At 32.7% G+C, this 25,711-nt stretch carries 16 protein-coding genes and 1 pseudogene; 5 read left to right on the top strand and 12 right to left on the bottom strand.

Translation table 11 applies throughout. The annotated features are described in order from the left end of the window. Window positions 1-116 precede the first annotated feature (116 nt). Complete coding sequence (locus tag IGB25_RS08970) at window positions 117-2,180, bottom strand: pitrilysin family protein (RefSeq protein ID WP_211064714.1); 2,064 nt, start codon at window positions 2,178-2,180, stop codon at window positions 117-119. A 12-nt stretch (window positions 2,181-2,192) separates the two neighbouring features. After that, window positions 2,193-3,484, bottom strand: a pseudogene (locus IGB25_RS08965) (M16 family metallopeptidase). 453 nt (window positions 3,485-3,937) lie between these two features. Here IGB25_RS08965 and IGB25_RS08960 point away from each other — a divergent pair. Genes IGB25_RS08960 through IGB25_RS08950 form a run of 3 tightly spaced genes read left to right on the top strand, consistent with a single transcriptional unit; the run spans window position 3,938 to window position 8,651 of the window. Further along, window positions 3,938-7,228 (top strand): DUF2723 domain-containing protein, encoded by a 3,291-nt coding sequence (locus tag IGB25_RS08960; protein WP_211064713.1) that lies wholly within the window; start codon window positions 3,938-3,940, stop codon window positions 7,226-7,228. After that, window positions 7,225-7,851, top strand: coding sequence for a polysaccharide deacetylase family protein (locus tag IGB25_RS08955; RefSeq protein WP_211064712.1), 627 nt, complete (start codon window positions 7,225-7,227; stop codon window positions 7,849-7,851). The genes IGB25_RS08960 and IGB25_RS08955 overlap by 4 nt, the downstream gene beginning before the upstream one ends. Before the next feature lie 38 nt (window positions 7,852-7,889). Further along, on the top strand, window positions 7,890-8,651 hold the full coding sequence (locus tag IGB25_RS08950) for an Eco47II family restriction endonuclease (RefSeq protein WP_211064711.1): 762 nt from the start codon (window positions 7,890-7,892) through the stop codon (window positions 8,649-8,651). On the opposite strand, the gene dcm is transcribed toward IGB25_RS08950, so the two are convergent. The 9 genes from dcm to IGB25_RS08905 all read right to left on the bottom strand — a co-directional run bounded on the left by dcm (window position 8,627) and on the right by IGB25_RS08905 (window position 23,208). After that, a complete protein-coding gene (gene dcm, locus IGB25_RS08945) occupies window positions 8,627-9,871 on the bottom strand; it encodes a DNA (cytosine-5-)-methyltransferase (RefSeq protein WP_211064710.1) in 1,245 nt (414 codons plus the stop codon). The genes IGB25_RS08950 and dcm overlap by 25 nt on opposite strands. Before the next feature lie 80 nt (window positions 9,872-9,951). Then, complete coding sequence (locus IGB25_RS08940) at window positions 9,952-10,908, bottom strand: L-histidine N(alpha)-methyltransferase (RefSeq protein ID WP_211064709.1); 957 nt, start codon at window positions 10,906-10,908, stop codon at window positions 9,952-9,954. A 21-nt stretch (window positions 10,909-10,929) separates the two neighbouring features. Continuing rightward, entirely contained in the window at window positions 10,930-12,090 is a 1,161-nt protein-coding gene (gene egtB / locus IGB25_RS08935; protein ID WP_211064708.1) for an ergothioneine biosynthesis protein EgtB, read from the bottom strand. 149 nt (window positions 12,091-12,239) lie between these two features. Next, window positions 12,240-12,935: a LysE family translocator gene (locus IGB25_RS08930; RefSeq protein WP_211064707.1), complete on the bottom strand. Its 696-nt coding sequence runs from the start codon at window positions 12,933-12,935 to the stop codon at window positions 12,240-12,242. 39 nt (window positions 12,936-12,974) lie between these two features. Further along, entirely contained in the window at window positions 12,975-14,684 is a 1,710-nt protein-coding gene (gene recJ / locus IGB25_RS08925; RefSeq protein WP_211064706.1) for a single-stranded-DNA-specific exonuclease RecJ, read from the bottom strand. Next, window positions 14,681-17,377 carry a PD-(D/E)XK nuclease family protein gene (locus IGB25_RS08920; RefSeq protein WP_211064705.1) on the bottom strand — a complete coding sequence of 899 codons (2,697 nt, stop codon included), beginning with the start codon at window positions 17,375-17,377 and terminating at the stop codon, window positions 14,681-14,683. Before IGB25_RS08920 ends, recJ begins: the two co-directional genes overlap by 4 nt. A 63-nt stretch (window positions 17,378-17,440) precedes the next feature. Beyond that, on the bottom strand, window positions 17,441-18,823 hold the full coding sequence (locus tag IGB25_RS08915; protein WP_211064704.1) for an OmpA family protein: 1,383 nt from the start codon (window positions 18,821-18,823) through the stop codon (window positions 17,441-17,443). A gap of 90 nt (window positions 18,824-18,913) precedes the next feature. Beyond that, window positions 18,914-20,110 (bottom strand): glycine C-acetyltransferase, encoded by a 1,197-nt coding sequence (kbl, locus tag IGB25_RS08910; RefSeq protein ID WP_211064703.1) that lies wholly within the window; start codon window positions 20,108-20,110, stop codon window positions 18,914-18,916. 11 nt (window positions 20,111-20,121) lie between these two features. After that, window positions 20,122-23,208 carry an exodeoxyribonuclease V subunit beta gene (locus IGB25_RS08905; RefSeq protein WP_211064702.1) on the bottom strand — a complete coding sequence of 1,029 codons (3,087 nt, stop codon included), beginning with the start codon at window positions 23,206-23,208 and terminating at the stop codon, window positions 20,122-20,124. 169 nt (window positions 23,209-23,377) lie between these two features. Here IGB25_RS08905 and IGB25_RS08900 point away from each other — a divergent pair, with 169 nt between their 5' ends. Together IGB25_RS08900 and IGB25_RS08895 are read left to right on the top strand one after the other, a co-directional pair. Then, a complete protein-coding gene (locus tag IGB25_RS08900) occupies window positions 23,378-23,836 on the top strand; it encodes a hypothetical protein (protein WP_211064701.1) in 459 nt (152 codons plus the stop codon). Between the two features lie 285 nt (window positions 23,837-24,121). Beyond that, window positions 24,122-24,673: a DUF4136 domain-containing protein gene (locus IGB25_RS08895; protein WP_211064700.1), complete on the top strand. Its 552-nt coding sequence runs from the start codon at window positions 24,122-24,124 to the stop codon at window positions 24,671-24,673. Here IGB25_RS08895 and pheS read toward each other — a convergent pair. Next, complete coding sequence (gene pheS / locus IGB25_RS08890) at window positions 24,670-25,692, bottom strand: phenylalanine--tRNA ligase subunit alpha (protein WP_211064699.1); 1,023 nt, start codon at window positions 25,690-25,692, stop codon at window positions 24,670-24,672. The genes IGB25_RS08895 and pheS overlap by 4 nt on opposite strands. Between the last annotated feature and the right edge of the window lie 19 nt (window positions 25,693-25,711).

The following is a 25,711-nucleotide window of genomic DNA, read 5'->3' as shown; positions in this document are numbered from 1 at the left end:
TAAGCTTATTTTCACTCTTAAAGCTAAGACGAATACATCCATGTTTAGACCTTTGAAAAAACAAAAAACCCCACCAAAAGTTTGGCGAGGTTTTTACAATTAAGCTAAGAAATTGTTTATTGAAATTTAGATTCAGGAATGTCTTGATTAACCTTGATTTCAGTAAATTTGATATCAAAGTTTTGTGGCCCTACAGATTGTGTCATACTATGTGGAATTAGGACGCCTTCAACTGGCTTGTAGTCTTGGTATTTAACCGTTGACTCAAAAGTTTGCCCCATTTGCTCTTCAACTGAAACATCTTTTATTTTTAAACCTGTTTTTACACTATAATACGTTTTAGTTTTATCAGAAATTTTAACTACATAAGCATCACCGTTATCGGTAGATTCAATTCCTATAAGTTCTAAGTTGTTTGGAGCTTTGAGTTCTGGAAACAAACTTGAAGTCTTTAAATTTTCTTTGACTTCTTCAGGAGTCATATCTTTCTTTTGACCTTGACCTGCATTGTATCCTCTATCACCATTAATCACCATTTTGCTCATTACCATACCTGACATTCCAAGCTCAAAATAGACTTGATCTTTGGCAGTTGACACCATTTCTATGTTTAAGGTTTGTGGTCCAGCAGACATAGTTCCTTTCATTGTCAAATTATCAATCGCTTTAACTTTCTGTTTACCACCAATAGCTTTGATATAATCGTCAAATACAGTTTGAACAGTTACGCCTTTTGGCAACGGTTTATTAAATTCAGGCTTATCGATTTTGTTACCGTATTTGTCGTAATACAATACTGGAACAGTTTTACCTTCAAACTTAATTTTTTCAAGATTTTCAACAACTTCTGAGCCTTTACCTGCAACGACAATTTGCAAATGATCGATATCAAAATATTTTGTCGCCACACGTTTGATATCTTCTTTAGTAACTGCATTGATTTTTTGCAAATAGGTTTTATAAAAATCTTCAGGAAGTTTTTCTGTTCTTATGTTTAAAGCATAATTAGCTACCGTTGAAGGTTGCTCAAGTTTTAAAACAAAGTTACCAGCAAATTTTTTCTTAGTATCTTCAAGTTTTTGAGCATCAACAAGTTCTGTTCTGATGCGTTTAATTTCCTTGAGGATTTCAACCACAGCAGAATCTGTTACTTCGTTTCTTACACTAACTGAAGCCCTAAAACGAGAGGCATAACGGTCTGCACCAATACTTGATCTTGCACCATAAGTATAACCTTTATCTTCTCTTAAATTCATGTTTAGATAACTGCCAAAGTCGCCACCCAAAATTTGATTAGCCACCAAAACAGGAAAATAGTCCTTATCTGACATTTTTAAATCAACTGTGTTTTGAGCGATGATTTCACTTTGCACGGCATTAGGCATATTGACAAAATCAATTTGTCTGAATTGTGCTTTTCTTGGTTGTGGCAAAGAAAATTCTGGTGCTGTTTCTGCTTTCCAATTTTTAAAATATTTATTGACTAACTTTTTTGCTTCTTTTTTATTTATATCACCAACAAATGCCATGTATGCATTTCCTGGAACAAAATAGTTTTGATAGTAGTTCTGAACATCTTGTAATGTTATTTTTTCAACACTTTCTTCAGTTGTATATTGCCCGTATGGGTGATTTGTTGAGTAAGCTAAAACTGAGCTTACACGACTGGCAATTGCACCCACATTTTTGGCATTGGCTTTTAAACTTTCGATGAGTTTATTTTTTTCAGAGTCAAATTCTTCTTGTGTAAAAACAGGGTTTAAAGCTCCATCTGCCATCAATTCAAACACACGTGGGAAGTATTTTTTGAGCGAGCTAGCATAGGCATATTCTGCTCCCAAACTTACATTAGCCCCGAGAAATTCTATTTCTTCGTTGTATTCATCTTTGCTTAAGTTTTTGGTTCCTGTACCAAGCAAAGCAGAAGTTAAGTCTTCAACTCCAGGTTTTTCAACACGGTGTGGTTTGTTATCAATGACCAATCTTACAGAAACCCTTGGCAGTTTATGGTCTTCTACAACCAAAACTTCAAGACCGTTACTCATTTCAAATGTATCTGGTTCGCCAAGATTGATTTCAGGTGCTGGACCTGGTTTTGGCATTTGGGTTCTATCTATTTGTGCAACAAGACCTGTTGTTACAAAACATAATAGCAATAGGTAGCTAAATTTGAATTTCATAATTATATATTTTTAATTGTCGTTTTCTGGTAAATAGTCTATTTCTAAACGTTTGTCTTCTTGAAGATATTTGTTGGCTACTTCTTTGATTTCTTCTCTGGTTATACTTTTGTAGATATCAATTTCATTGTTAATCAAACTCGCATCGCCATAAAGGGTGTGATATGTGGCTAATGATCTTGCAATACCTTGAACCGAGCTGTTTGAGCTTACAAATCTGTTTTCAAAAGTGTTTTGTAATTTTTCGAGTTCTCTTTCTGAAATCAATTCGGTTTTTAGTTTTTCTATTTCTTCATCCATAACCGTGGTCAATTTATCTAAAGAATTGTCGCCCATTGGTAATCTGCAATTAGATAGGTGCCGTAATCTTCCATAGATCGAGCAAAAGCTAAAACTTGAAGAGCAATTTTGTCATCATCGACCATTCTTTTATAGAGTCTTGAAGTTTTGCCTCCAGAAAGTAGTTGTGATATCATATCTAAAACATAAGCATCTCTATCTTTCATAGAAGGTGTTCTGTAAACAAATGCTTTTAAAGGGATTTGAATGTTACTATCATATTCAGTAACTTCAATTTTATGTTGAATAGGGTCTTCTTTAATATTGACACGTTCAATTTCTGGTTTTGAAGGGATGGTTCCAAAATAATTTTTGATCAATTTAATGGTTTCGCCAATTTTGATATCACCAGCAACAACAAGAGTTGCATTATTTGAGTCATAATATTTGTCAAAGAAAGCTTTAAATTCTTCAAGTTTGGCGGCATCCAAATCATCCATCGTTCCTATCACGGAATTTTTGTAAGGGTGTTTTTTGAATAAGTGTTTGTTAACACCAGTTGAGTAGGCAATTTTGCCGTAAGGTGCATTGTCAATACGGGTTCTTTTTTCTTCTTTGACCACTTCATTTTGAGTATCGACCCCAACTTGATTAATTACGGGATGAAGCATACGTTCAGATTCCATCCATAAGCCAAGTTCTAAGGCATTTGAAGGGAGAGTTTCGTAGTAGTAAGTTCTGTCTTGCGTGGTATTGGCGTTGTTTCTTCCGCCATTGGCAGAGACAATGTCAAACCATTTTCCTCTTTCAATGTTTTTGGTACCTTCAAATAGTAAATGCTCAAAAAAGTGAGCGAAACCAGTTCTGCCTGGTGATTCGTCTTTGGCACCAACGTGATACATCACACCAACGGTGACAACTGGGGCAGAATTATCTTGATGCAAAATAACATCAAGACCATTTGAGAGTTGATAAGTTTCGTAGTCTATTTTTTGTGCAAAACTAACGGCGACAAATAGACTCATCAACATACTGATGATTACTTGTTTTTTCATTTTGATTAATTTTAGATTCATTATTGTATAAGTGTTAAAAATACAAATTTGTTACAATTATAAATCATAATTTATCAAAAAGGTTTTGAAATGGCTTATACGAGCAAATTTTAAAGAAATTTTATCATTTGAAGTTTATTGTTTTTCTGCTTTAATCGTTAGGGTTTTGTGAATTTTTAAAATTTAAGTTTTGCCTTTTGTGTTGGGTTCAAGCAGGGGTTTCTGATGAAATTCAATAAATAAAATATTTATCAACACAAGAGTAGTGGCATCTCTCACATTGTGCGAGAATATAGCGGATAACCCAGCTACCAGCCCTAAAGACTTACAAGCTTGCCAAAGTATATTTTGGAATATCCTATAAATTTATGGGTCAAGGTTTTAAAATTATTATTTTAGCAACTTCAAATCAATCAGAGATAGATGAGTGGATTTAATTTTAGTAAATGGAATAAAATTGTAGCTTGGTTGGCTTTTGCCATAGCATTGGTAACTTATTCGATGACGCTTGAACCGACTTTGAGCTTTTGGGATGCGGGTGAATATATAGCAACCTCTTCAAAATTGCAGGTGGGTCATCCGCCAGGTGCACCGCTTTATCAAATGTTGGGTGCAGTGTTTTCTATCTTCGCACCTGAAGCATCTCAAATTGCATTGATGATTAACTTTATGTCTGGACTTTCGGCGGCTTTTGCGGTGTTGTTTATGTTTTGGAGTGTGGTTTTGTTGTTTAGAAAAATATATCCTGACTTAGAAAATGCTACTGTGAGCAGACAAATTATGGTTTTGAGTGTCGCGTTTATTGGGGCTTTGAGCTTAACTTTTTCTGATAGTTTTTGGTTTAATTCAGTTGAAGCCGAAGTGTATGCTATGGCGTCGTGCATTATGTCTATTCTGTTTTATGTGGGTTTGCTTTGGGAACGCGATATGCACAAACCGCGTGGCAACCGTTGGTTGATTTTGATCAGCTTTATTGTCGGTTTGTCTTTTGGGGTGCATTTTATGGGATTGCTGACTATTCCTGCGATTGGATATATGTATTATTTTAAAAACACAAAAACTATTACGATTAAAAACTTTGTGGTGTCAAGTCTGATTATCTTAGGGGCTTTGATGTTTATATTTAAGTTTCTACTGCCTTATAGTTTGACATTTTTTGCTAAATCTGAGTTGTTTTTTGTGAATACTGTTGGCTTGCCTTTTCACTCTGGGACTGTCATAGCTGGTTTGGTGGTCATTGCTTTTTTCATTTTTGCTTTAAAATTTACGCGGCAAAAAGGTTATCCAGTGATTAATTCAGTGGTGTTGAGTATTCTGTTTATTTTCATAGGTTTCTCAAGTTGGATTATGTTGCCTATACGTGCCAATGCGGGTACGACCATCAACGAAAACAATCCGAGTAGTGCACAAGCGCTTTTGGCTTACTATAATCGGGATCAATATCCTGAGGTGAAATTGTTTTACGGACCACAATTTACAGATATGTTTGCTGGACTTGACCCAGACAACCCTTATTCTGATGAAGAACCTAAGTATGAGCGAGATGAGGAACTTGGCAAATATGTGATTGTAAATGATTATAAAAACGCAAAACAAAACCCGAACAGCAAGCATAAAACTTTTTTGCCAAGGATGTGGAGTTTTGAACATGCTAAAAATTACTTAGCTTATACGGGTCCTATTGAGTTTACCATAAAACCCGATTATCAAGGCAGTGAAGAATTGACGCAAATTGTAAATCAATTCAGAAAGGATTATGATGATGGTAAAATTGGCGCTGAAGGTTATATTTCTTTTTTAAAAGATTTTGCTCCGTATCTCGATGTTGAAAAACCATCGGCGTTTGCTAACTTTTCATATATGATTGAGCACCAATTTATGTATATGTATTGGCGGTATTTTATGTGGAATTTTGCTGGCCGACAAAACGATATTCAAGGTCAAGGCACAGATTTGAATGGCAATTGGATCAGTGGTATCAATTTTATTGACGAATGGCGATTGGGCAATCAAGATGAATTGACCACTGATATGAAAACCAATAAAGCGAGAAATACGTATTTCTTTTTACCATTGATTTTAGGAATTATTGGTTTATTGTTCCATTATCAAAAAGATAAAAAGTCGTTTTGGATATTACTGGTTTTCTTTTTGTTTACAAGTATTGCTTTAAAAATTTATCTCAATGAACGTCCGTTTGAACCACGTGAGCGCGATTATGCTTTGGTGGGCTCGTTTTATGTGTATTGTATGTGGATTGGCTTTGGCGTATTTAGCATTTACGATAGTTTTAGGCAATATTTGTCATCTAAAATTCTTGTGCCTTTAGTCAGTGTGGTTTGTCTTTTGGTCGCACCTGTGCTGATGGCGAGTGAAAATTGGGATGACCACGACCGTTCTAACCGCTATTCAGCTTTGACGATGGCTAAAAAATATCTGGATTCGGTTGACGAAAACGCCATTTTATTTACCATTGGAGATAATGATACTTTTGCACTGTGGTTTGCTCAAGAGATTTTGGGTTACCGCACCGATGTTCGCGTGGTGAATACGCAACTTTTTGCCACGGATTGGTATATTGACCAAATGCGACGAAAAGCTTACAAAAGCGATCCACTAAAAACCTATTTGGAACACGAAGACTACAGCTATGGCACCAATGAAGCTGTTTGGTTTAATGAAAATAAAAATTATCCCGATACTTTAGATATTGATACTTGGATAAAATTTATAAAATTAGATGATAAACGCACCAAAGCTGAATTACAAAGCGGTCAATGGGTGAATACCTTTCCTACTAAACACATCAGAATTCCTGTCAACAAAAAAAATGCAATAAATTCTGGAATTGTCAAAGCTAAAGATCTTGATAAGATTGTTGATGAAATTGTGATAAAAATTCCAGGTTCGTTGGTTTATAAACATCGATTATTGATGCTTGATGTTTTGGCAAATACAGAATGGAAACGCCCTATTTATTTCACTGGTGGAAGTTATGACAGTGCGGATTTTCTTTGGATGAAAGATTACTTGCAACTCGATGGCGTTTGCTATAAACTTGTCCCGATAAAAACCGATTTCAACCCTAAAACCGATGTGGATATGGGTAGAATTGATACTGAAAAAATGTATGACATCGTAATGAATTGGGATTGGAAAAATAGTGGCAAAGACAATATTTATTACGATACCGAAACCCGAAGAAACTCGATTACTTACCGAAGTAATATGGCAAGATTGGCAGATTCATTAGCTAAAGAGAAGAAATATGAAAAAGCTGAAAATGTTCTGGATTTGGCTATGGAAAAAATGCCTGTAAAATACTTTGGATATTACACATTACTCAATCCGATTATTGAAGTTTATTACAAAATAGATAAGACTGAAAAAGCCAGAGCTATATGGCAAGATGTCGCCAAAAAATATCAAGAAAAACTCAGGTATTTTAGTAGCCTAAACTATGATAGACAAAGTCAATTGGCTGAAGAGATTTCAACCGAAATACAGCGTTACCGTTCGTTAGTGGATATGTTGATTTACGTTCAAGACGATGAAATGATGCAAAAAGAAGCTGAAACCTTTAATTCGTATTTAGAACTTTTTGATTATGGCAATCAACTTGAAGAAACGCCGTCTAAAGAAGATTTGATGAATAAACTTTTAAACTCGGGAGATTCTTCTCAAACAGATACAATACCTGAACAACCGGAATGATACCTGCTAAAACACCGGCTTTAGTAAGTCGCTATTTTAATAATTATATTTGGGAAAAACCCAATACTGAAAAACGTATTTATTTAACTTTTGATGATGGACCAATTCCCGAAGTTACACCTTGGGTTTTGGATGTTTTAAAACAATATCAAATTCCAGCCACGTTTTTTTGTGTAGGAGAAAATATTGATAAACACCCTGAGATTTTCAAAGAAATTTTAAAACAAAATCACAGTATTGGAAATCATACTTACAACCATCTAAAAGGTTGGAAAACCACGACAGAAAAATATCTTGATAACATCCAAAATACTCAAAAGATCATCAATGAATTTGGGGTCAACACGTCTTTATTTCGACCGCCTTATGGTAAAATGACATCGGCACAATCAAAAGCCGTTCTCAACTTGGACTATGATGTGATAATGTGGTCTGTTTTGAGTAAAGATTATAGTTCTAAATTGCCCCACCAAAAAGTATATGATAACATCATCAACAACACCACTTCTGGCAGTATTATAGTTTGCCACGACAACATCAAAGCTTTTGACACTTTGCAAAAGGTGTTGTCAAAAGCTATTGAAACCCTTTTAGAAAATGGGTTTGGGTTTGGGAAATTATAGAAAAGTTTGATTAAATTTAAATACTTAAAAATTTACTTATGCAAAACTATGTTGATTTTATTTCAGATGAACACTTGTTTTATTGTATCAAAGAGTTGCATCATTCATATTTAAAAGCAAAGAAAAAAGTTACAAAAAAGAAATTCTACAACAATAAAATTGATACCATCAAATTAACTTTTGATAGTAAGTTCAATAAACTTAATGAGAAAACCCTTATTGAAAATGAAATTTTAAGACAAATTGATAAATCTATTAATAATTCGATTGGTACTTTTCACGAAAATATACTTAGTGGTATAAAGGGATATGAGCTTGGCAAACTAAGTGGATTTGATATAAAAGCAAAAGATAATACACTTTTTGCTGACATCAAAAATAAACACAACACAATGAATAGTAGTTCGTCTGAAGCTTTATTTCAAAAATTATCCAGATATGCAGATGACTATAAAAAGGCAAAATGTTATTGGGTTCAAATTTTAGCTAAAAGTAGTTTTAATGAGCATTGGAAAGGTGACATTAACGGAAAAGAATATAGCCATAGTAGAGTTTATAAAATTTCTGGAGATCAATTTTATGAATTATTAACTGGTAACAAAACGGCATTTTTTGACTTATATAAAATTTTACCTATAGCTATTGATGACTATTTAAATCATTTAAAATCAAAAGAAACGCAATCAGAAAACTCTGCATTAGAAGAAATTGAAAATGACATTAAAATATCTAAACGTTCAATATTAAACCAAATAACATCAGAAAATTATGGATACTATTCAGGTTTTAATGATTTATAGTATGTATTCAAAAACTTAATAATAGTATATCCTAATTCTTCCGCAAGATTGACTGGAACGGCATTTCCGATTTGTTTATATTGTTGAGCAGTAGAGCCTGCAAATTCCCATTGATCTGGAAAAGTTTGAATTCGAGCGTATTCTCTAACCGTAAAAGGTCTGGTTTCATCTGGATGACATCTTTCTGTTTGTTTCTGGGCAGGACAACAAGTCAAGGTTAATGACGGTTCATCCCAACCTATTCTCCTTGCCATTCCTGTTTTGCCACCACCAAGATAAAAACTTTTACCCATATACGACTTTTGCAAATCTAAGGGCAAATCTCTCCAGTAACCTTTTGGTGGAATTAAGTCTAATACTTTTTTCTTGTGCTCGGGATATTTTGCTCCGTCAGATTTTGGAACGTCACAGCTAAATAAGTCGCTTTTTTTTAAGGCATCTTTTAGTGTATACGTTTTATGATGTGGTTTAGGATATCTGTATTCAACATCAATATCTTTTCTTATACCAACCATAATTAACCTTTCTCGTTTTTGAGGCACTCGATATTGAACAGCTTTTAAAACTTGAACAGGAACAACATTATATCCGATTTCGTCTAAAATAGATATCATACCCTGAAGTGTATTGCCTTTGTCGTGACTTAAAAGTCCCCGAACATTTTCGCCTATACAAATGGCTGGTTTAAGATTATTGACAATTCTTGCAAATTCATAAAACAAAGTTCCTCTTGCATCTTTAAGTCCTAATTTTTTCCCTGCATAGCTAAAAGCTTGACAAGGAAAACCACCTGTAACCACGTCTATTTTGTTTTTTAAATCATCAAAACCGTAGTTTTTAATATCACCTTCATAGACTTCCCAACTTGGTCTGTTTTGCCTAAGGGTTTGACAAGCCCATTTGTCGATTTCATTTAAAGTCGCACACTTTAAACCCGCTCTTTCAAGTCCTAAAGCCAAACCACCAGCGCCAGCAAATAATTCTAAAACTTTGTATTGATTATCAGCTTCAGTGTAGTTTGAAACAGTTTCGTTTTCAATTTCATCAAACAGTTGTCCGAGAAGGTTTTGGACATCTGTTTTTTTATACATTCTATAATTGGAAACTGGCTCTCTAACTGCGTTAAGAATACCTTCTTTATCCCAACGTCTTAATGTGGTTTTACTTTTACCAACAATTTTAGCAGTTTCATTAAGTGAATAATAATCTTTTATAACCATCTTATTAAAGCTTATACAATGGTTACAAATTTAATCTTTTAAATATATTTTTTGGGGTTTTTTAAAAATAAATTATCCCCCTATTTCGTTGCCTTAAAAATATAGTTTTTGTAATAACCTTTTTGGTCTAAAAAAGTTTTTATGGGTTTTAAGCCAGATTGTGCGGATAGCCATTCTACAACGGCATCGTCGTATTTTTGTGAAATTTCAACGTGAATACTTTCCCAAGCGTCAAACTTAATATTTAAGTCGAGATTGTTGATATTGACAAATTGTTCTTTTAAGCTGACCAAATAGCTTAAAGCCGTTCCTGTTTCTGGGTTATAAGTTTCCCATTGCATAAATTGATCTAAATCAAAGTTGGCATCAAACTCACGATTGATACGCCTTAGAATGTTTTTATTGAATTGTTCGGTGATTTTTGTATCGTCATTATAGGCATTCAGAATAGTTTGCGGGTGTTTTTTTTGATCAAATCCCATAAATAAAACATCATCATCGTGCATATTCTCTTGTATTTTTTTTAAAAATTCAATAGCATCTTTATGCAACAAATTGCCAATATTAGAGCCGAGAAATAAAATCACTTTTTTACGGTCGCGGTATTGGTCTAATTCAGAGAGCACATCAAAATAAGTTCCTTGTTTGGCTTGAACTTTGGCTTCTGGAATTTCGTGTTTTAGAGTCGCAGTCAATTCGTCTAACACATTTTGACTGATATCGATAGGGAGATAATCAAAATCATAATTTTTGGCTACCAATTCTTTTAAAAGAATTTTGGTTTTTTTGCCATCTCCAGCTCCGAGTTCGATGAGGTCGAAGCCTTTGTCGTGAGAAAAAGCTTCGCAAATTTCAGTTTTATGTAAACTCAGTATATCAAACTCGCAGTTGGTGAGATAATATTCTGGCATCGCCATGATCTCTTGAAATAGCTTATCGCCACGTTGGTCATAAATATATTTTGACGGTAAATGTTTCGGGTAATCTGTTAAACCTTTGATGACGTCTTTTTCAAATTGCGTTTGTATCTTTTTCATATAAATTTTTACCTTGTGTCGTTATGATTTTACTAACCTCACAGCATTAAACTGCCATCTGAGTTGCGGGTGAAAAAAATTGCGATAGCTTGACCTGCTATGTTGTGGTGGTGTTGCAATAGATTTTCCTCTCAGCACTTTTTGGTTGACCATAAATTTGCCATTATATTCGCCCAAAGCACCTTCTGCTTTTTGGTATTTAGGATAAGGCAGATAAGCACTTTCTGTCCATTCCCAAGCTTGTCCCCAATCAAAGTGAGCTTGGGCAACTTCCCATTCAAACTCAGTTGGTAAACGCATAGCTTTCCATTGTGCAAAGGCGAATGCTTCGTAGTAAGAAATATGGCTTAATGGTTCTTTCAAATTAAGTTTTTGTAATCCAGATAAACTGTATCTCATCCATTGTCCATCGATGAAATGCCAATATTTTGGAGATGCAATATCGTTTTGTTGAAGCCAGTCCCAAGCTTCGGCATGCCAAAGCAAAACTTGATCGTAGCCACCATCTTCAATAAATTCTAAATATTCTGCATTGGTCACCAAACGATTACTGATTTTAAAATCTTCAAGATAAACTTGGTGTCGCCCCAACTCATTATCATAACAAAAACTGTCGCTATTATGACCAATTTCATACAAACCTTCTTTGATGTCAATCCAGTTTTGGTTTTGTGTTTCAATTTTTAATTCTTTAAATGTTTCGTCATAAACAGGAAACAACGGGTTATGACCAAGGATATATTTAATATCGGTCAGTAAGAGTTCTTGATGTTGTTTTTCGTGATGAATGCCAATTTCTATAACTTTCCACAACTCATCATCAATAGGTGAATCGAGCAATTGCTGCATATGTTTGTTGACATATTTACGATAGTCATAGATTTTATCAACACTTGGTCTGGAAAGATTACCACGGTTGGTTCTCATCACTTTATCGCCTACACTTTCGTAGTAAGAATTAAAAACAAAGGCAAAATCGTGGTGAAATATTTGATAATTATTAAGATGAGTTTTTAAAACAAACTCTTCAAAAAACCAAGTGGTATGGCCGAGATGCCATTTTGGTGGCGAGACATCAACGACGGTTTGCACAACGTAATCTTCTGTTTTTAAAGGTTTACAGATTTTTTCGGTGTGTTGTCGGGTTTTTATGAAAAAATTTAGGCGTTGATGAATTGTCATAAAAAAACTATTAACTGCAAATAAATTTTAAAAGTTTGATAAGGTTTTAAATTAAAACTAAAATAACAAAAATACTACAACTAATACGAAAGTATCTACCATAAACTGATAGAAACAATAGATTAAGTTACTTTTATCTAAATTTGCTTTTATAAAGAATCTGTTTCTATATGAATTCTGTCTTCTACTTCTTGCTCTATTATTGAAACTTGCTTTGGGACGATGCCTCTTAAAACAAGAATAACCCCAAAAGTAATAATAAGGATACTTATAATTTTTTTAGAAACTGCAATTCGAGTTGGTGTGAGTTTGTGTTTTAAAGTTTTAGCCAGTAAAATTTTAAAAATATCAACGACTAAGTAAGTTATCAAAATTGTAGAAAAAAACGTGATCAATCTAAAGGGTCGCATATCAAGACTTGGTCCAAAAATAATGATTAAGCCAAGCCAAAACCCTAAAACCCCAATATTGATAAAATTGAGCAAAAATCCTTTGACTGCAATGTGAATATAGTCGCTGTTTTTGAGCTTTTGGAATTCAAAAGTTGCAGGTGTTATTGTTGTGCGTCTAATTTTTATAAATGTGATGATGCCATAGGTCAGCAAAACCGTTCCGCCAAAAATGTAAAGTGCTGGGTCGTCTTTTAGTCTGTTTAGTAAAGGATTGGTGCCAAAATAAGCTATGATTAGAAAGAAAGCATCGGCTATCAATACGCCAATATCAAAAGATAAAGTCGCCCTAAAACCTTTTATTGCGCCGGTTTCTAATAACACAAAAAAAACAGGACCAAGCATAAATGCTAAAAATAATCCTAAGGGAATGGCTGAAAAAATATCTTCAAGCATAAATCAAACTTTTTCTAAAACGAAATTACTGATTTTTGATTAAGCATTTTGGGTATGTGGTTTTAAATCTTTGATTTTGAGCTGTAAACTTATTTGATTATTCCACTCATTTTCATCTATTGTTGCGAGTACATCAACTTTTGATTTTTGATTTAAATATTTTAATTTTTGTCCTAAATTAAAACCTATACCATCAATTTTAAAAGGGTTTTTGTTTTTAAACAATTTACATTTTAGATGTTCCTTTTCTTTTCCAACAGCTTTTGCAAAACCAGTATCTTGTAAACCATTAAATCTAAAAACAGGTTTCATATTTCCTGGACCAAATGGTGCAAATTGTTTGATAATTCTAAAAAATTTTGGGGTAATATCTTTTAAATCAAGTTCAATATCATAGACCAGTCGCTTGATAAGTTGATGATCTTCAATTTGCTCTGAAACCACGTCGTTAAATTTTTGCTTAAAGATTTTGTAGTTTTCTTCTTTTATGGTTAGACCTGCGGCGTATTTATGTCCTCCAAATTGTTCTATAAATTCTGAGCTGGCTTCGAGTGCGTTGTAAATATCAAAACCATAAACAGATCTTGCAGAAGCTGATAAATAGTCGCCACTTTTTGTAAAGACTAAAGTTGGTCTGTAATAGGTTTCGGTAAGTCGAGAGGCTACAATGCCTATCACACCTTTATGCCAAGACTCGTGATAAACCACTGTAGTTTTTCGGTCTTCTTCTTTTAAGTATTTAATTTGTTCTAAGGCTTCTTCAGTGATAGTTTTGTCAGTATAGCGTCGTTCTAAGTTATAATCATTAATGGTTTTCGCCTTTTCTTGAGCTTCTACCAAATCGGTTTCTGTCAACAAATTTACAGCGTGTAAACCGTGTTCCATTCTGCCTGCAAGATTGATACGCGGACCTATGATAAAAACGACATCTGTAATAGTCAACTCATCTTTTTTGGCAATGTTCATAATTGCTTTAAAGCCAGGTCTTGGGTTTTTATTTAAAACTTGAAGACCGTGATAAGCCAAGATTCTGTTTTCGCCAGTGATAGGAACAATATCTGACCCAATAGCTGTTGCTACTAAATCCAAATATGGTATTAAATCTTTAAAATTTTTGTTTGCGTTTTGATGTAAAGCTTGAATTAATTTGAATCCAATGCCACAGCCACAAAGTTCATCAAATGGATAATGGCAATCGTTTTGTTTGGGGTCTAAAACAGCTATAGCTTTAGGAATGTTTTGACCTGGTCTATGGTGATCACAAATAATGATATCAATACCGAGAGAATTGGCATAATCCACTTTTTCTATGGCTTTTATGCCACAATCTAAGCAAATGATCAAGCTAATGTTTTTTGATTTTGCATAATCAATACCAGCTATAGAAAGACCGTAGCCTTCTTTGTAGCGATCTGGAATGTAAGCATTAGTTTGGTTATGAAAAGGTTTTAAATAACTATAAACCAAAGCTACACTAGTGGTGCCATCAACGTCATAATCGCCATAAACAAGGATGTTTTCTTTGTTTTGAAAAGCTTGATTTATTCTATTAACGGCATTTTCCATGCCTTTCATTAAAAAAGGATTGTGCAATTGAGATAAATCTGGTCTAAAAAAAGCTTTAGCTTCCTCAAAATTTGTGATACCTCTTTGGGCTAATAAAGTTGCAATAGACCTTGAAACCTTTAAGCCTTCAACAAGGGCATTAACTTCTGTAGTATTAGGTGTTGTTTTGGGTGTCCAAATCATGACTCAAAATTAACATCTTTTTCTTTAAAAGGAATATTAGGATTTAATATTTCATCGATAAGTTGAGCTAAATAGTTTTCAAATTCATCTAATATTGTTTGGTCAATTGAATTTTTGCCATCATAGGTTAGAGGCATAAACCATTGGTTTAAATTTTTAAAACTGATTATTCCAGCTTTCATAATTTCAACATCAAAGTTTTTAGAATAAACTAAAGTATAAAACAAAATTTGAAATGCTTTAGCATAATCATAGTCTGAAATGAGTTGGTTAAAATCATTAAATTTTAAATCGCTAGGTTTTACATTACCAGTTTTTAAATCTATAATACGCAAGGTGTCATCACATATATCAATACGATCTATTTGTCCTTTGAGCTTAACACGGTGATGATCAGTATAAAATAGTGTTTCAATAGATTTTTCAATTTCTATGATTTTAATTGTATTTTTTTTTATGTCTTGTTTTTCTTTGCTGATAAATCTATTTAAATAAGCTTTAGCAGTTTCAAATTGTATAAGATTTTGTCCAGAATGATGGGCATTTTTAGCATAGATTTTTGTGAAGTTTAAAGTTAATATTTCAGGAATTTTTTTTGATATCTCATTCAAAAGATCTTCAGAAAGTGTTGAGTTTGGTGTTTTATAAAATGTTTCTATGCATCGATGTATAACAGTTCCGAAATCTTTAGGATTTATCACTTCATCGATTTGGTCAATTTCTTTAACGCATAGAACGTATTGTTTGTAAAACAATATCGGATTTAAAACGTAAGTCGTCAAAGCTGTTGGAGAAAGACCATTTTCACAGATTTCATTGAGTTTCAATATTATTTCTGGTGTTTTATAAATTTCAAGGGGTTCTTTTTGTTGTAGTTTTGTAGAAAGTGAATACTGATTTTCAGTAAATCTATGATTTGGTGATTTAAAAATCTGTAAATAGTTTATAAATCGGCTTTTTTCGCCTTTATTAAAACCCGATTGGTCATTGTCGTATATCAAATAACATTTTTTTGATCGTTGCATTAATCGAAAAAAATGATAAGCATAAATAGCGTCTTTTTCAGTATGAGTTGGTAAGTTGTATTGTTTTTTTAGATTGTATGTAATATAGCTGTTGTCGGTTTTACCAGCTGGTAAAATACCTTCATTCACAGAAGTTAGGATGACGTTATCAAAGTCTAACAATCTTGATTCTAACATTCCCATAATTTGCAAGCCTTTAGATTTTGAGCCTTTAAAGTTTAGTTTTTCAGATTGTTCTAAATTTTGAAAAAGCAGAGTAAAGGATGCAAAATTTAAGTCAGTAAAGCTTTCAAGTATAGATTGTAATTTCAAAAACAAATTTTGATAGTCCACAAACTCTGTTTTTGCTGCATGTTCTTGACGAGAAAATATTTCATCTATAAATTTTAGTATGTTTTTTGTAAAAAGTTGAGGGTTGTTGTATTTTTTTAAATTTTTTAAAAGAAGTTTTATTTCGTTGTTTTGAATATTCAAACTTAATAGCTCATCAACATCGATGTTGATTAGATTTTGTTTTTCAAATTGACTTAATATCTTAAACCTATCATCATAAGTGGTTTGATTAAAAATAGGATGGTTGAGTATGTTTTTTAAATGCTGATAGCTAATATTTTTTGCAGAATGATTTTGATGACTCACTATGGTGTTAAAAAAACTTGATAAGGCAGATTTAGACAAAGGAAATCCCATTGTGATATTCACATTTTTAATTGATTTTGGGATGCTGTTCAAAATGGGATTTAACAAATCTTCATCATTCAAAACTATGGCGGTGTTTTCTATTTCATTTTCATCTAAGTTGTTGAGAATAGCAGAAACAATTTTAGCTTGACCGATATGTTTGGGTGAAGACAGCACATTAATGTCTTTTGGTTGTGAGAAGTGATTTGATTTAAAAACTATAAGTTTATTTTTATACTTCACCCATTTTTTTTGATAATTACTAATAAATGTATTAGACGGATGTTGTTTTTCATCAAGAAAAGATTGATCAATATCCCAAATTATTTTGGTGGGCGTGTTTTTAAGACAATATTCAAAAATTTGCTCTTCGGCTTTATTTAAAGCATTGAATCCTAAAAATGTGATGGGTTGATTATTTTTGGATATAAATGCTGAAATATTTTCAAAACATTTGCGATAAGCTAGACCTTGATATGCTTGGTTAGATTTAAGGAGATGAGATTTAAATGAATTATAATAATGTGGCAAACTTTCCCAAAAAGCAATATAAGATTGTATTAATTTAGTTTTTTCAACTCCAAAATAGTTTAAGGTTTTTAAGGCTTTATGGTGTTCAAAAAATTTGGTGGTATCGACTAAATTTCGGTCTAATTCATTAAAATCGCTTATTATCACAGAAGCCCAAGCATAAAAATTTTCAAAAGTATCAGTTTTTAAGGATTTGTTTTTAAGATTGGCATAGATGTCATAAAACTCTAAAATGGATTCTTGATGATTTAAAATTTTTAGATCTGAAGTTTGTTCGATAAAGCTTACAATATCAATAATTTTTGGAATACTAACAGCCTTTTTATTACTGATAAATGCCTGTTTAAGAGCAACGACTGATCGTTTACTAGGCATAATGATGAGTTCATCATTAAGGCGTTCTTTGGTGTTTTTAAAATAGAATTTTACAAAATCGTTTAGGAAAGTATTTTTCATTTTTAAAAATAAAAAAACCGTCTCGTTAATCGAGACGGTTTTCAAAAAAATATTAAATAATAATTATTTTACTAAGTTGATTTCAACTCTTCTGTTTTTAGCTCTACCACTTCTGGTATTATTAGAGGCAATAGGTTTTTCTTCACCGTAACCTTTAGATGATAGTCTAAATTCTTCAACACCATTATTCACTAAGTATTCTTTAACTGAAAGTGCACGTGCTTCAGAAAGTTTTTTATTATTTTTAGCAGAACCAACACTGTCAGTGTGTCCTTCAACTGTAAATTTAGCGTTAGGATATTCTTCTAAGATAGCTAAAATTGCTGTTAGAGCTTCTTCAGAATCTTTAGAGATAGATGATTTTCCAGTATCAAAGTTGATAGTTTTAGCATAATTATTAAGTTCATTTTGTACTTCTTCTGTTACTTCAGGGCAACCATAATTAGTCATGATTCCAGCAACATTAGGACATTGGTCATCTTTGTCAAGAACACCATCGCCATCACTATCTGGCCAAGGACATCCACCGTTTGCAGATGGTCCAGCTTCATTAGGACAATCATCATCTTTGTTGGCTATACCGTCGTTGTCAGAATCTGGGCAACCGTTCATGGCTTCTGAACCAGCTTCGTTAGGGCATTCATCTTTAGTGTCGTCAATGCCATCACCGTCGGTATCTGCACAACCATTAAATTCTGGAAGACCAGGAGTATCAGGACATGAATCGTCTTTATCAGGGATGCCATCACTATCCGAGTCAGGGCAACCATTGAATTCTTCTAAGCCTGGAGTGTCTATACATTCATCATTTTTATCATAAACGCCATCGCCATCAGTATCTTTACCTCCAAAAGCGAACTTAACACCTGCTCTATGTTGGAAATAATCTAAATCACTATCTTCAAATGCGGTTTTGTAGTTAGTATCAATGGTGATAGCAAATTGATCAGTAAGCCAAAAATTGATACCCAAGTTAGCGTTAAATGTGCCAGCACCTTGTTCGTCTAACCAGTAATAACCACCACCAACACCGAGAAATGGATCAAACCAATTAGCACCGTTAATGAGGTTTTTGAAATTATATTGTATGGTACCGTCAAGATTAACCCAACTTAAATCATCGGTATCGACTTCTCCTAGTCTATCAATTCTATTATAAGAGGCAGAGGCTTCAAAACTAAAACCTTCTCCTATGTATCGAGTAACACCTATACTTGATACTGCAGTAACATAATTCCAATTTTCTTCTTTAAAGAATAAATCGTCACCAAAATCTGGTGAGGATACAATTCCATCTGGAGTTACTACATCTGAACCGGTTGGGAAAAAATCTACTGCGTTAATACCGATAAATACAGCCCATGGATTATTTTCATCTTGTGCTTGTACTGAGGTCATTCCAAAAAATAATATTAGAAGGAATGCTAATTTGCTTAAATGTTTCATTTTATTTGAGTTTAGTTACTATTCAAAAGGGCAAATTTAATTTATTATAACTTATTAACAAACATAATAATATTTTTTTTCTTTAAAAAATTATATTAGCTTTAGTTTGTGTCCAACCTTTTTAAAGGCATCAATCGCAGAGTCGATATGTTTTTTGTCATGTGCAGCTGAAAGTTGCACTCTTATTCTTGCTTTACCTTTAGGGACTACAGGGTAAAAGAAACCAATTACATATATGCCTTCATCAAGTAAGTCTGATGCCATTTGTTGTGCTAATTTGGCATCATACAACATTACAGGAACAATTGCTGAATCTCCATTTATTATATCAAAACCTGCTTTTTTAATTTTTTCTTTAAAATAGTTCGTGTTTTCTTCGAGTTTGTCTCTTAAACTATTATCGCGTTTGAGCAATTCAAATACTTTGATAGAAGCACCTACAATAGAAGGTGCTAATGAATTTGAGAACAAATAAGGTCTTGATCGTTGTCTTAATAGTTCTATTAAATCTTTTTGACCTGTGGTGTAGCCACCCATTGCACCACCAAGAGCTTTTCCTAATGTTCCTGTGATGATATCTACTCGACCTAAAACATCTTTTAGTTCAGGAGTCCCAATACCATTTTGACCTATAAAGCCAGTAGCATGGCATTCGTCAATCATAACTAAAGCTTCGTATTTATCGGCTAAGTCGCATATTTTATCTAATGGAGCCACAATGCCATCCATAGAAAAAACACCGTCGGTAACAATGAGTTTGTGTCTGGCTCCGTTTTTATCAGCTTCTTGTAATTGCTTTTCTAAATCTTTCATATCACCATTAGCATAACGATAGCGTGTCGCTTTGCATAACCTAACACCGTCAATTATTGAGGCATGATTAAGCGAGTCTGAAATGATTGCGTCTTCTTTGGTTAATAAGGGTTCAAAAACACCACCATTAGCATCAAAACATGCGGCGTAAAGTATAGTATCTTCTGTATTATAAAAATCGGCGATGGTATGTTCAAGCTTTTTGTGTATATCTTGTGTTCCGCAAATAAATCTAACGCTTGACATACCAAATCCATGAGTGTCTAAAGTTTCTTTAGCCGCTTGAATAACTTCTGGATGTGAGGACAAACCTAAATAGTTGTTGGCACAAAAGTTTAGAACTTTTTTTCCTGTATCTAAAGTTATCTCTGCACCTTGTAAGTAGGTTATGATACGCTCGGTTTTAAAAAGACCTTCTTCTTTTATACTTGAAATTTCGTTTTGTAGCTGGGTTTTGAGTTGATTTGAAAACATAAATATTTATTTTAGAGTGTTTTGATATAAAAATCTTTGCTAAGATACACCAAAATAGCTTCTTCTACATTGAAACCTAAGGCTTCTACTGCGTTTTTATAATTTGTTAATTGTTGTAGATGCGATGTTTCTTCTTTACCTGTTTTGTAGTCTATAATCACAGCCTTATTTTGATTTATGCATATTCTATCGGGTCTGAAAAGCAATCCGTTGAATGCTATTTCAGATTCGTTATAAATTGACCAGGGTTTTTTGTAATATTTTTTAAGCTGATTATGTTCGGTTAATTGTTTGATTAAGTTTATGGTTTTATTTTCAATTTTCAAATTGTTTATATCAGACGCATAATTTATATTTTGTAATACATCATGAATATCTTGACCAAAGGCAATTGCTTTAGACTTGTTTTTGTCTAAAATATTTTCAGCTAACAATTCTTGGTAAAAATCTTGTGCTTTGTAGGAGTGGAATTTATGTATTTTTAAATTGTTTGGTTTTTCTTCAAGGGCTTCTGTTTTAGAAATAATTTTTCCAAAAGTATATTGGTTTTGATCTTCTTTAAATAATTGTTGCTGTTTTAAAAAGCTACAAAGGATGTCTTTAAAAGATGTGTTTTTGCCTTTAATTGGTTCGCACAAAATGTAAAGTTGTTCTATTGCTCTTGTCATACATACATAAGCCGTGTTTATGTTGCTAAGTTCTTCTTTTCGGATATTTTCTTGATAGGCAAGGTTATAAGATGGACTTAAATCTTTGATGCTTTCAGAAATATTTTCATATACATACGGTACGCCATAGGCTTCTTCATCGAGATGAATCCAATCTTCGGTTTTGGTCAAATCGGCTAAGGTGAAATTGGCATGAGCGTATATTACTATGGGGAATTGTAATCCTTTGCTTTTATGGATGGTCATAATTTTTACCGCATCAGAGGTTTCTGAAGTAGAGATGCTTTTACGGGTTTTTTGGTCGTCCCAATAGTTTAGAAAATCTCCCATATTTTTTGATTGTTTTTTTGAAAAGTCAAAAATTTCATCCAAAAAAAACTGGAGATAGGCGTTGGTGTGTTTTTCTAAATAAAGCGTCCTCAATACATATTCGGCTTTGTCGTATAATGATAAACTATCATAGATGTTTTGGTTAAAATCTAGTTCAAAAGTTTTTAAATATTTTAATATATCTGTTTTTTTAAGATTTTTAGTGTTTGATAAAATGTGATGATGCAACTCAGGATTTACATTGATGTGTTTTATCCAACACATTGCAAAATCAATACTTGTGTTTTGATCGGGGTTTTCTAAAAAATTTAAAAACTGTGTGAGTAGTTGAACTTTAGCGTCTGATGCTATAAGAAGAGATTCTTGTGAGATAACATTGATCGGGTTTTCTAAAGCATTAAACGCTTCGGCTATTTGAGTGCCAAATTTCTTTTTTCTTACCAAAATACAGATGTCACTTAAGTTATAACCTTGGTTTTTTACAGAAGTGATGATTTGCTGGAGGATATTGATACGGTTTTCATTTTCTAAATCCTTGTTGTCTTGTTTGGGTAAGAATTGAATATCAACATAGCCATCAATGTTTTTTTGGGCGGTTTGTTTTGCATTTTTATACAAGTGTTTATGGTTTGAATCTGTGAGAAAATCAGCGGCATGATAAAAAAAATCGTTGTTAAATTCTACAATTGTTTTCGCACTTCTCCAATTGTCTTTTAAAACTTTTTTTTGGGGTTTAATATGAAAAGGATTGGATTGTGATAAGGATAAATTCAAAAACTGTTTTGGATCTCCGCCACGCCATTCATAAATAGATTGTTTAACATCGCCCACCAAATATAGACTTCCGAATTGGTCTTTGTTGTGTGATGAAGCCAAAGCATTATCTATAAGTGGAATTAGGTTTTGCCATTGCAGAGTAGAAGTGTCTTGAAATTCGTCAATAAAAAAATCTTTAAATTTTTCACCTAACCTTTCATAAATAAATGGTGCAGGTTGTTTTTTTATATGTTTGCTAATGATGCGGTTAAAATCATTGACAAATAAAATACCATTTTCTGCTTTGATTTGTTCGATATGAAGATTGACCTGACTTATCATTGACAAAGGCACAAATGATTTTAAAATTCTTTCAGTTAAAGTGTGTTTTATGCATAAGTCTTTTGAACGTAAAAATAAGTCTTCGATTTCTGGTCTAAAACTATCTATTTTCTCCTTTGTTGAAGCTGAAGTATTTTTATTGTAAAGTTCGGTTTCTTTAATATTATGCCATTTTGATTTAAACTGAGAAATAACTTCACCATTTGATAGTTTTTTAAAATAATTTGAAATATAATTTCCTTTAAAATCACTTGCATTAACATTATGATTTTCTATGAGTTGAAAAAAACATTTAGCTATATCTTTTAAGTGTTGCTCGCTATCTTGAAGCTGACTGACGAGTTTATTTTTTTGGGCTTTTAAATCTTTTAGGTCATATTTTTGGAGTTGATTTAGTGCGGTGTAATTGTTTTCATTTAATACTAATTCTGCATATTTTTTAAGGTCAAAACTGATGTCTCCACTTTTGTTTTGATTAATTTTATAATGGACAAATTCTACCAACCATTCAGTAAGTTGCTCATCTTTGCCCACATCTTCAATCAAATTTTTAACAGCTTGTTCAATATAAGGTTGGACATCTAAGTCAACATCAAAATTTTGATTCAAATTCAAATCTTGTGCAAAAGTTCTGATGATTCTATGATTGAAACTGTCAATAGTAGAAACTTCAAAGTTGGCATAATTGGGAATAAGATATTTTAAAATTCGTAAACTTTTTTTCTGAATGTCACTTTTAGATAAATGCGTTTCAGAAATCACATCGTGCAGTAAACTTTGATGAGGTTCTTTTGAGTCAAGTTTAGAAAAATAAATCAAAGCTCCGATAATTCGTTCTTTCATCTCAGCAGCGACTTTGTTTGTAAAGGTAATAGCCAAGATGTTTTGAAAGGTAAAAACTTCATCTTGTTTAAAAAGTTTGCATAAATATTCACATGTTATTCTGTAAGTTTTACCTGAGCCTGCAGAAGCATCGTAAATAAAGAAATCTGAAGTTTTCAATTAAATGTTTTGAGTTCTAATTTAAATATTCTTTATGAATTGGTAAATCATTTATATAAAAAAATAAATATATTTTTGAACTGACAAGCTATCATCAAAATGGGTTTATGTGATTTTTTAAATTTTATCATTAAAACTCATTTTTTGATAAGAGAATTAAATTAAATTTGTGAAAAATAAAAATATGAAACCTCAAGTCTTATTATCAGTATTTATAATTTGTTTTATTTTTAGCTGTAAAGAGCATCAACCTAAAGAAGCTCAAGAGTTTAACAAAAAAATGGAACAAACCATAGCCATACACGACCAAGTTATGCCAAAGATGAGTGACATTAATCAATTACTCAATCAACTTGAAAACCAAATAGATAGCACAAATAGAGCACAAATCGAATCTGCAATGCAAAAGCTTCAAGACAGCCATGAAAGTATGATGAAATGGATGAAATCTTTTGGTGATGAATTTAGTAAAACCGAAATTAATCAAGGTATTCAAACAAAAAATGTTGATAGTTTACAGCTTAGGTTAAAGGCTTTAGAAAAGTATAATATAGAAGCAAAAAACTTGAAAAAACATATTTCTGAGGCTATTGAGAATGCAAATGCCTTAATAGAAAAAGAATCTTAGCTCTTATAAAATTATAGAAATCTATTGACAAATTATTCATAAACAATATCTAAAGGTATTCCGTTGGTAGCTTTTTTTTGTTAAAAATGCAGTTAAGCTTTCACCGTTTTTGAGCAATACAATTAAGTTTCGTCAAGCTTTACTTGATTCCATAAATAAATTAAAAATTCTGTAATATTATTTATTATTCCGTTTTTACAAGCGTTATAATTATGTAAAATTTCAAAACACAAATCACAAGTATTTACGATTTGCCAAATAATTACTTAAATTTGAAATAAAAATATGAAAAAGATATTTGTTTTAGGATTTTTAGCTTTGTTGGTGTCTTGCTCATCGACCAAAGTTTTTATGGATTATGATAAAGATGCAGATTTAAAAAGCTACAAAACATATAATTATTTTTTATCTGAAAACACAGGTTTGAGCGAATTAGACGAAAAACGTGTCATAGAAGCTATAGATTCTTTGTTGCCTCAAAAAGGTTATGCTAAAGAAACCATTCCAGATTTTAATGTGAATTTTTATGCAGAAATTTACGCGATCAACAGCCAAAGTAGTATTGGCGTTGGCATAGGTGGCGGTGGCGGTAGAGTAGGCGGTGGTGTTTCAGGAGGCATTCCTATCAACACCTCCAAAGATATGATAGCCTTGACAATCGAGTTTGTAGATGCTCTAAATAAAGAATTGTTTTGGCAAGCTGTTGTTGAAACTCGGGTTAAACCCAATCAAAATCCCAGAGAAAGGCAAGCTTTTTTTGGTATGATGGTTCAAAAAGCTTTGGAAAAATATCCGCCTGAACCCAAAACATCTAAAAGGAAGAAAAATAAAATTTAAAACGTCGATTTAAATTGTTTTAAAAATCGCAAATCATTTTCGTAAAACATACGGATATCACCAATTTGATAAAGTAGCATTGCTATGCGTTCAATGCCCATACCGAATGCAAAACCCGTGTATTCATTAGGATCTATTTTACAATTTTTAAGCACATTTGGGTCAACCATACCGCAACCCATAATCTCAAGCCAACCTGTGCCTTTTGTGATTCTGTAGTCTGTTTCGGTTTCTAAACCCCAATAAATATCGACTTCCGCACTGGGTTCTGTAAATGGAAAATACGATGGACGAAACCTGATTTTTGATTTGCCAAATAGTTGTGTAGTGAAGTAAATTAAAGTTTGCTTAAGGTCTTTAAAAGACACGCCTTTGTCAATATACAAACCTTCTACTTGATGAAAAATGCAATGAGAGCGTGCCGAGATATCTTCATTTCTGAATACACGTCCAGGTGAAATAGTGCGAATTGGCGGTTTGGTGTTTTCCATATAACGAACTTGGACGCTAGATGTATGTGTTCTTAACAACAAATCCTCAGGGTTTTGTTGTATAAAAAATGTGTCTTGCATATCTCTCGCAGGATGATGTTCAGGCAAATTGAGTGCTGTAAAGTTGTGCCAATCATCTTCTATTTCTGGACCTTCAGACACATTAAAACCGATATTTGAAAACACTTCTATAATTTGATTTTTGACAATAGAGATAGGGTGACGAGACCCAATTTCACTAGGTTCAGCGGGTCGAGTTAAATCGCCATAAAGGCTTTTTTCGTCATTTACTTTTGAGAGTTCAGCCTTGAGTTGTTCTACTTTTTGCGTTGTCGCTTGCTTGAGCTGATTGATAGTCTGACCAAATATTTTTTTATCCTCTGCAGGAACAGATTTAAACTCAGCAAAATATTGATTTAAAATGCCTTTTTTGCCTAAGTATTTAATTCTAAAAGCTTCTACATCATCAAGGTTGTCTGCTACAAAATTCTCTACGGTTTTCAAGTGAGATTTTAACTCCTCTATCATAATAATTCAAATTTTCAAG

It is taken from the genome of Flavobacterium sp. CS20, assembly GCF_018080005.1.
In the GTDB taxonomy this organism is placed as follows: domain Bacteria; phylum Bacteroidota; class Bacteroidia; order Flavobacteriales; family Flavobacteriaceae; genus Psychroflexus.
Note: the sequence above shows the minus strand (reverse complement) of the source record. Positions and strands in the feature narration are given on the sequence as shown.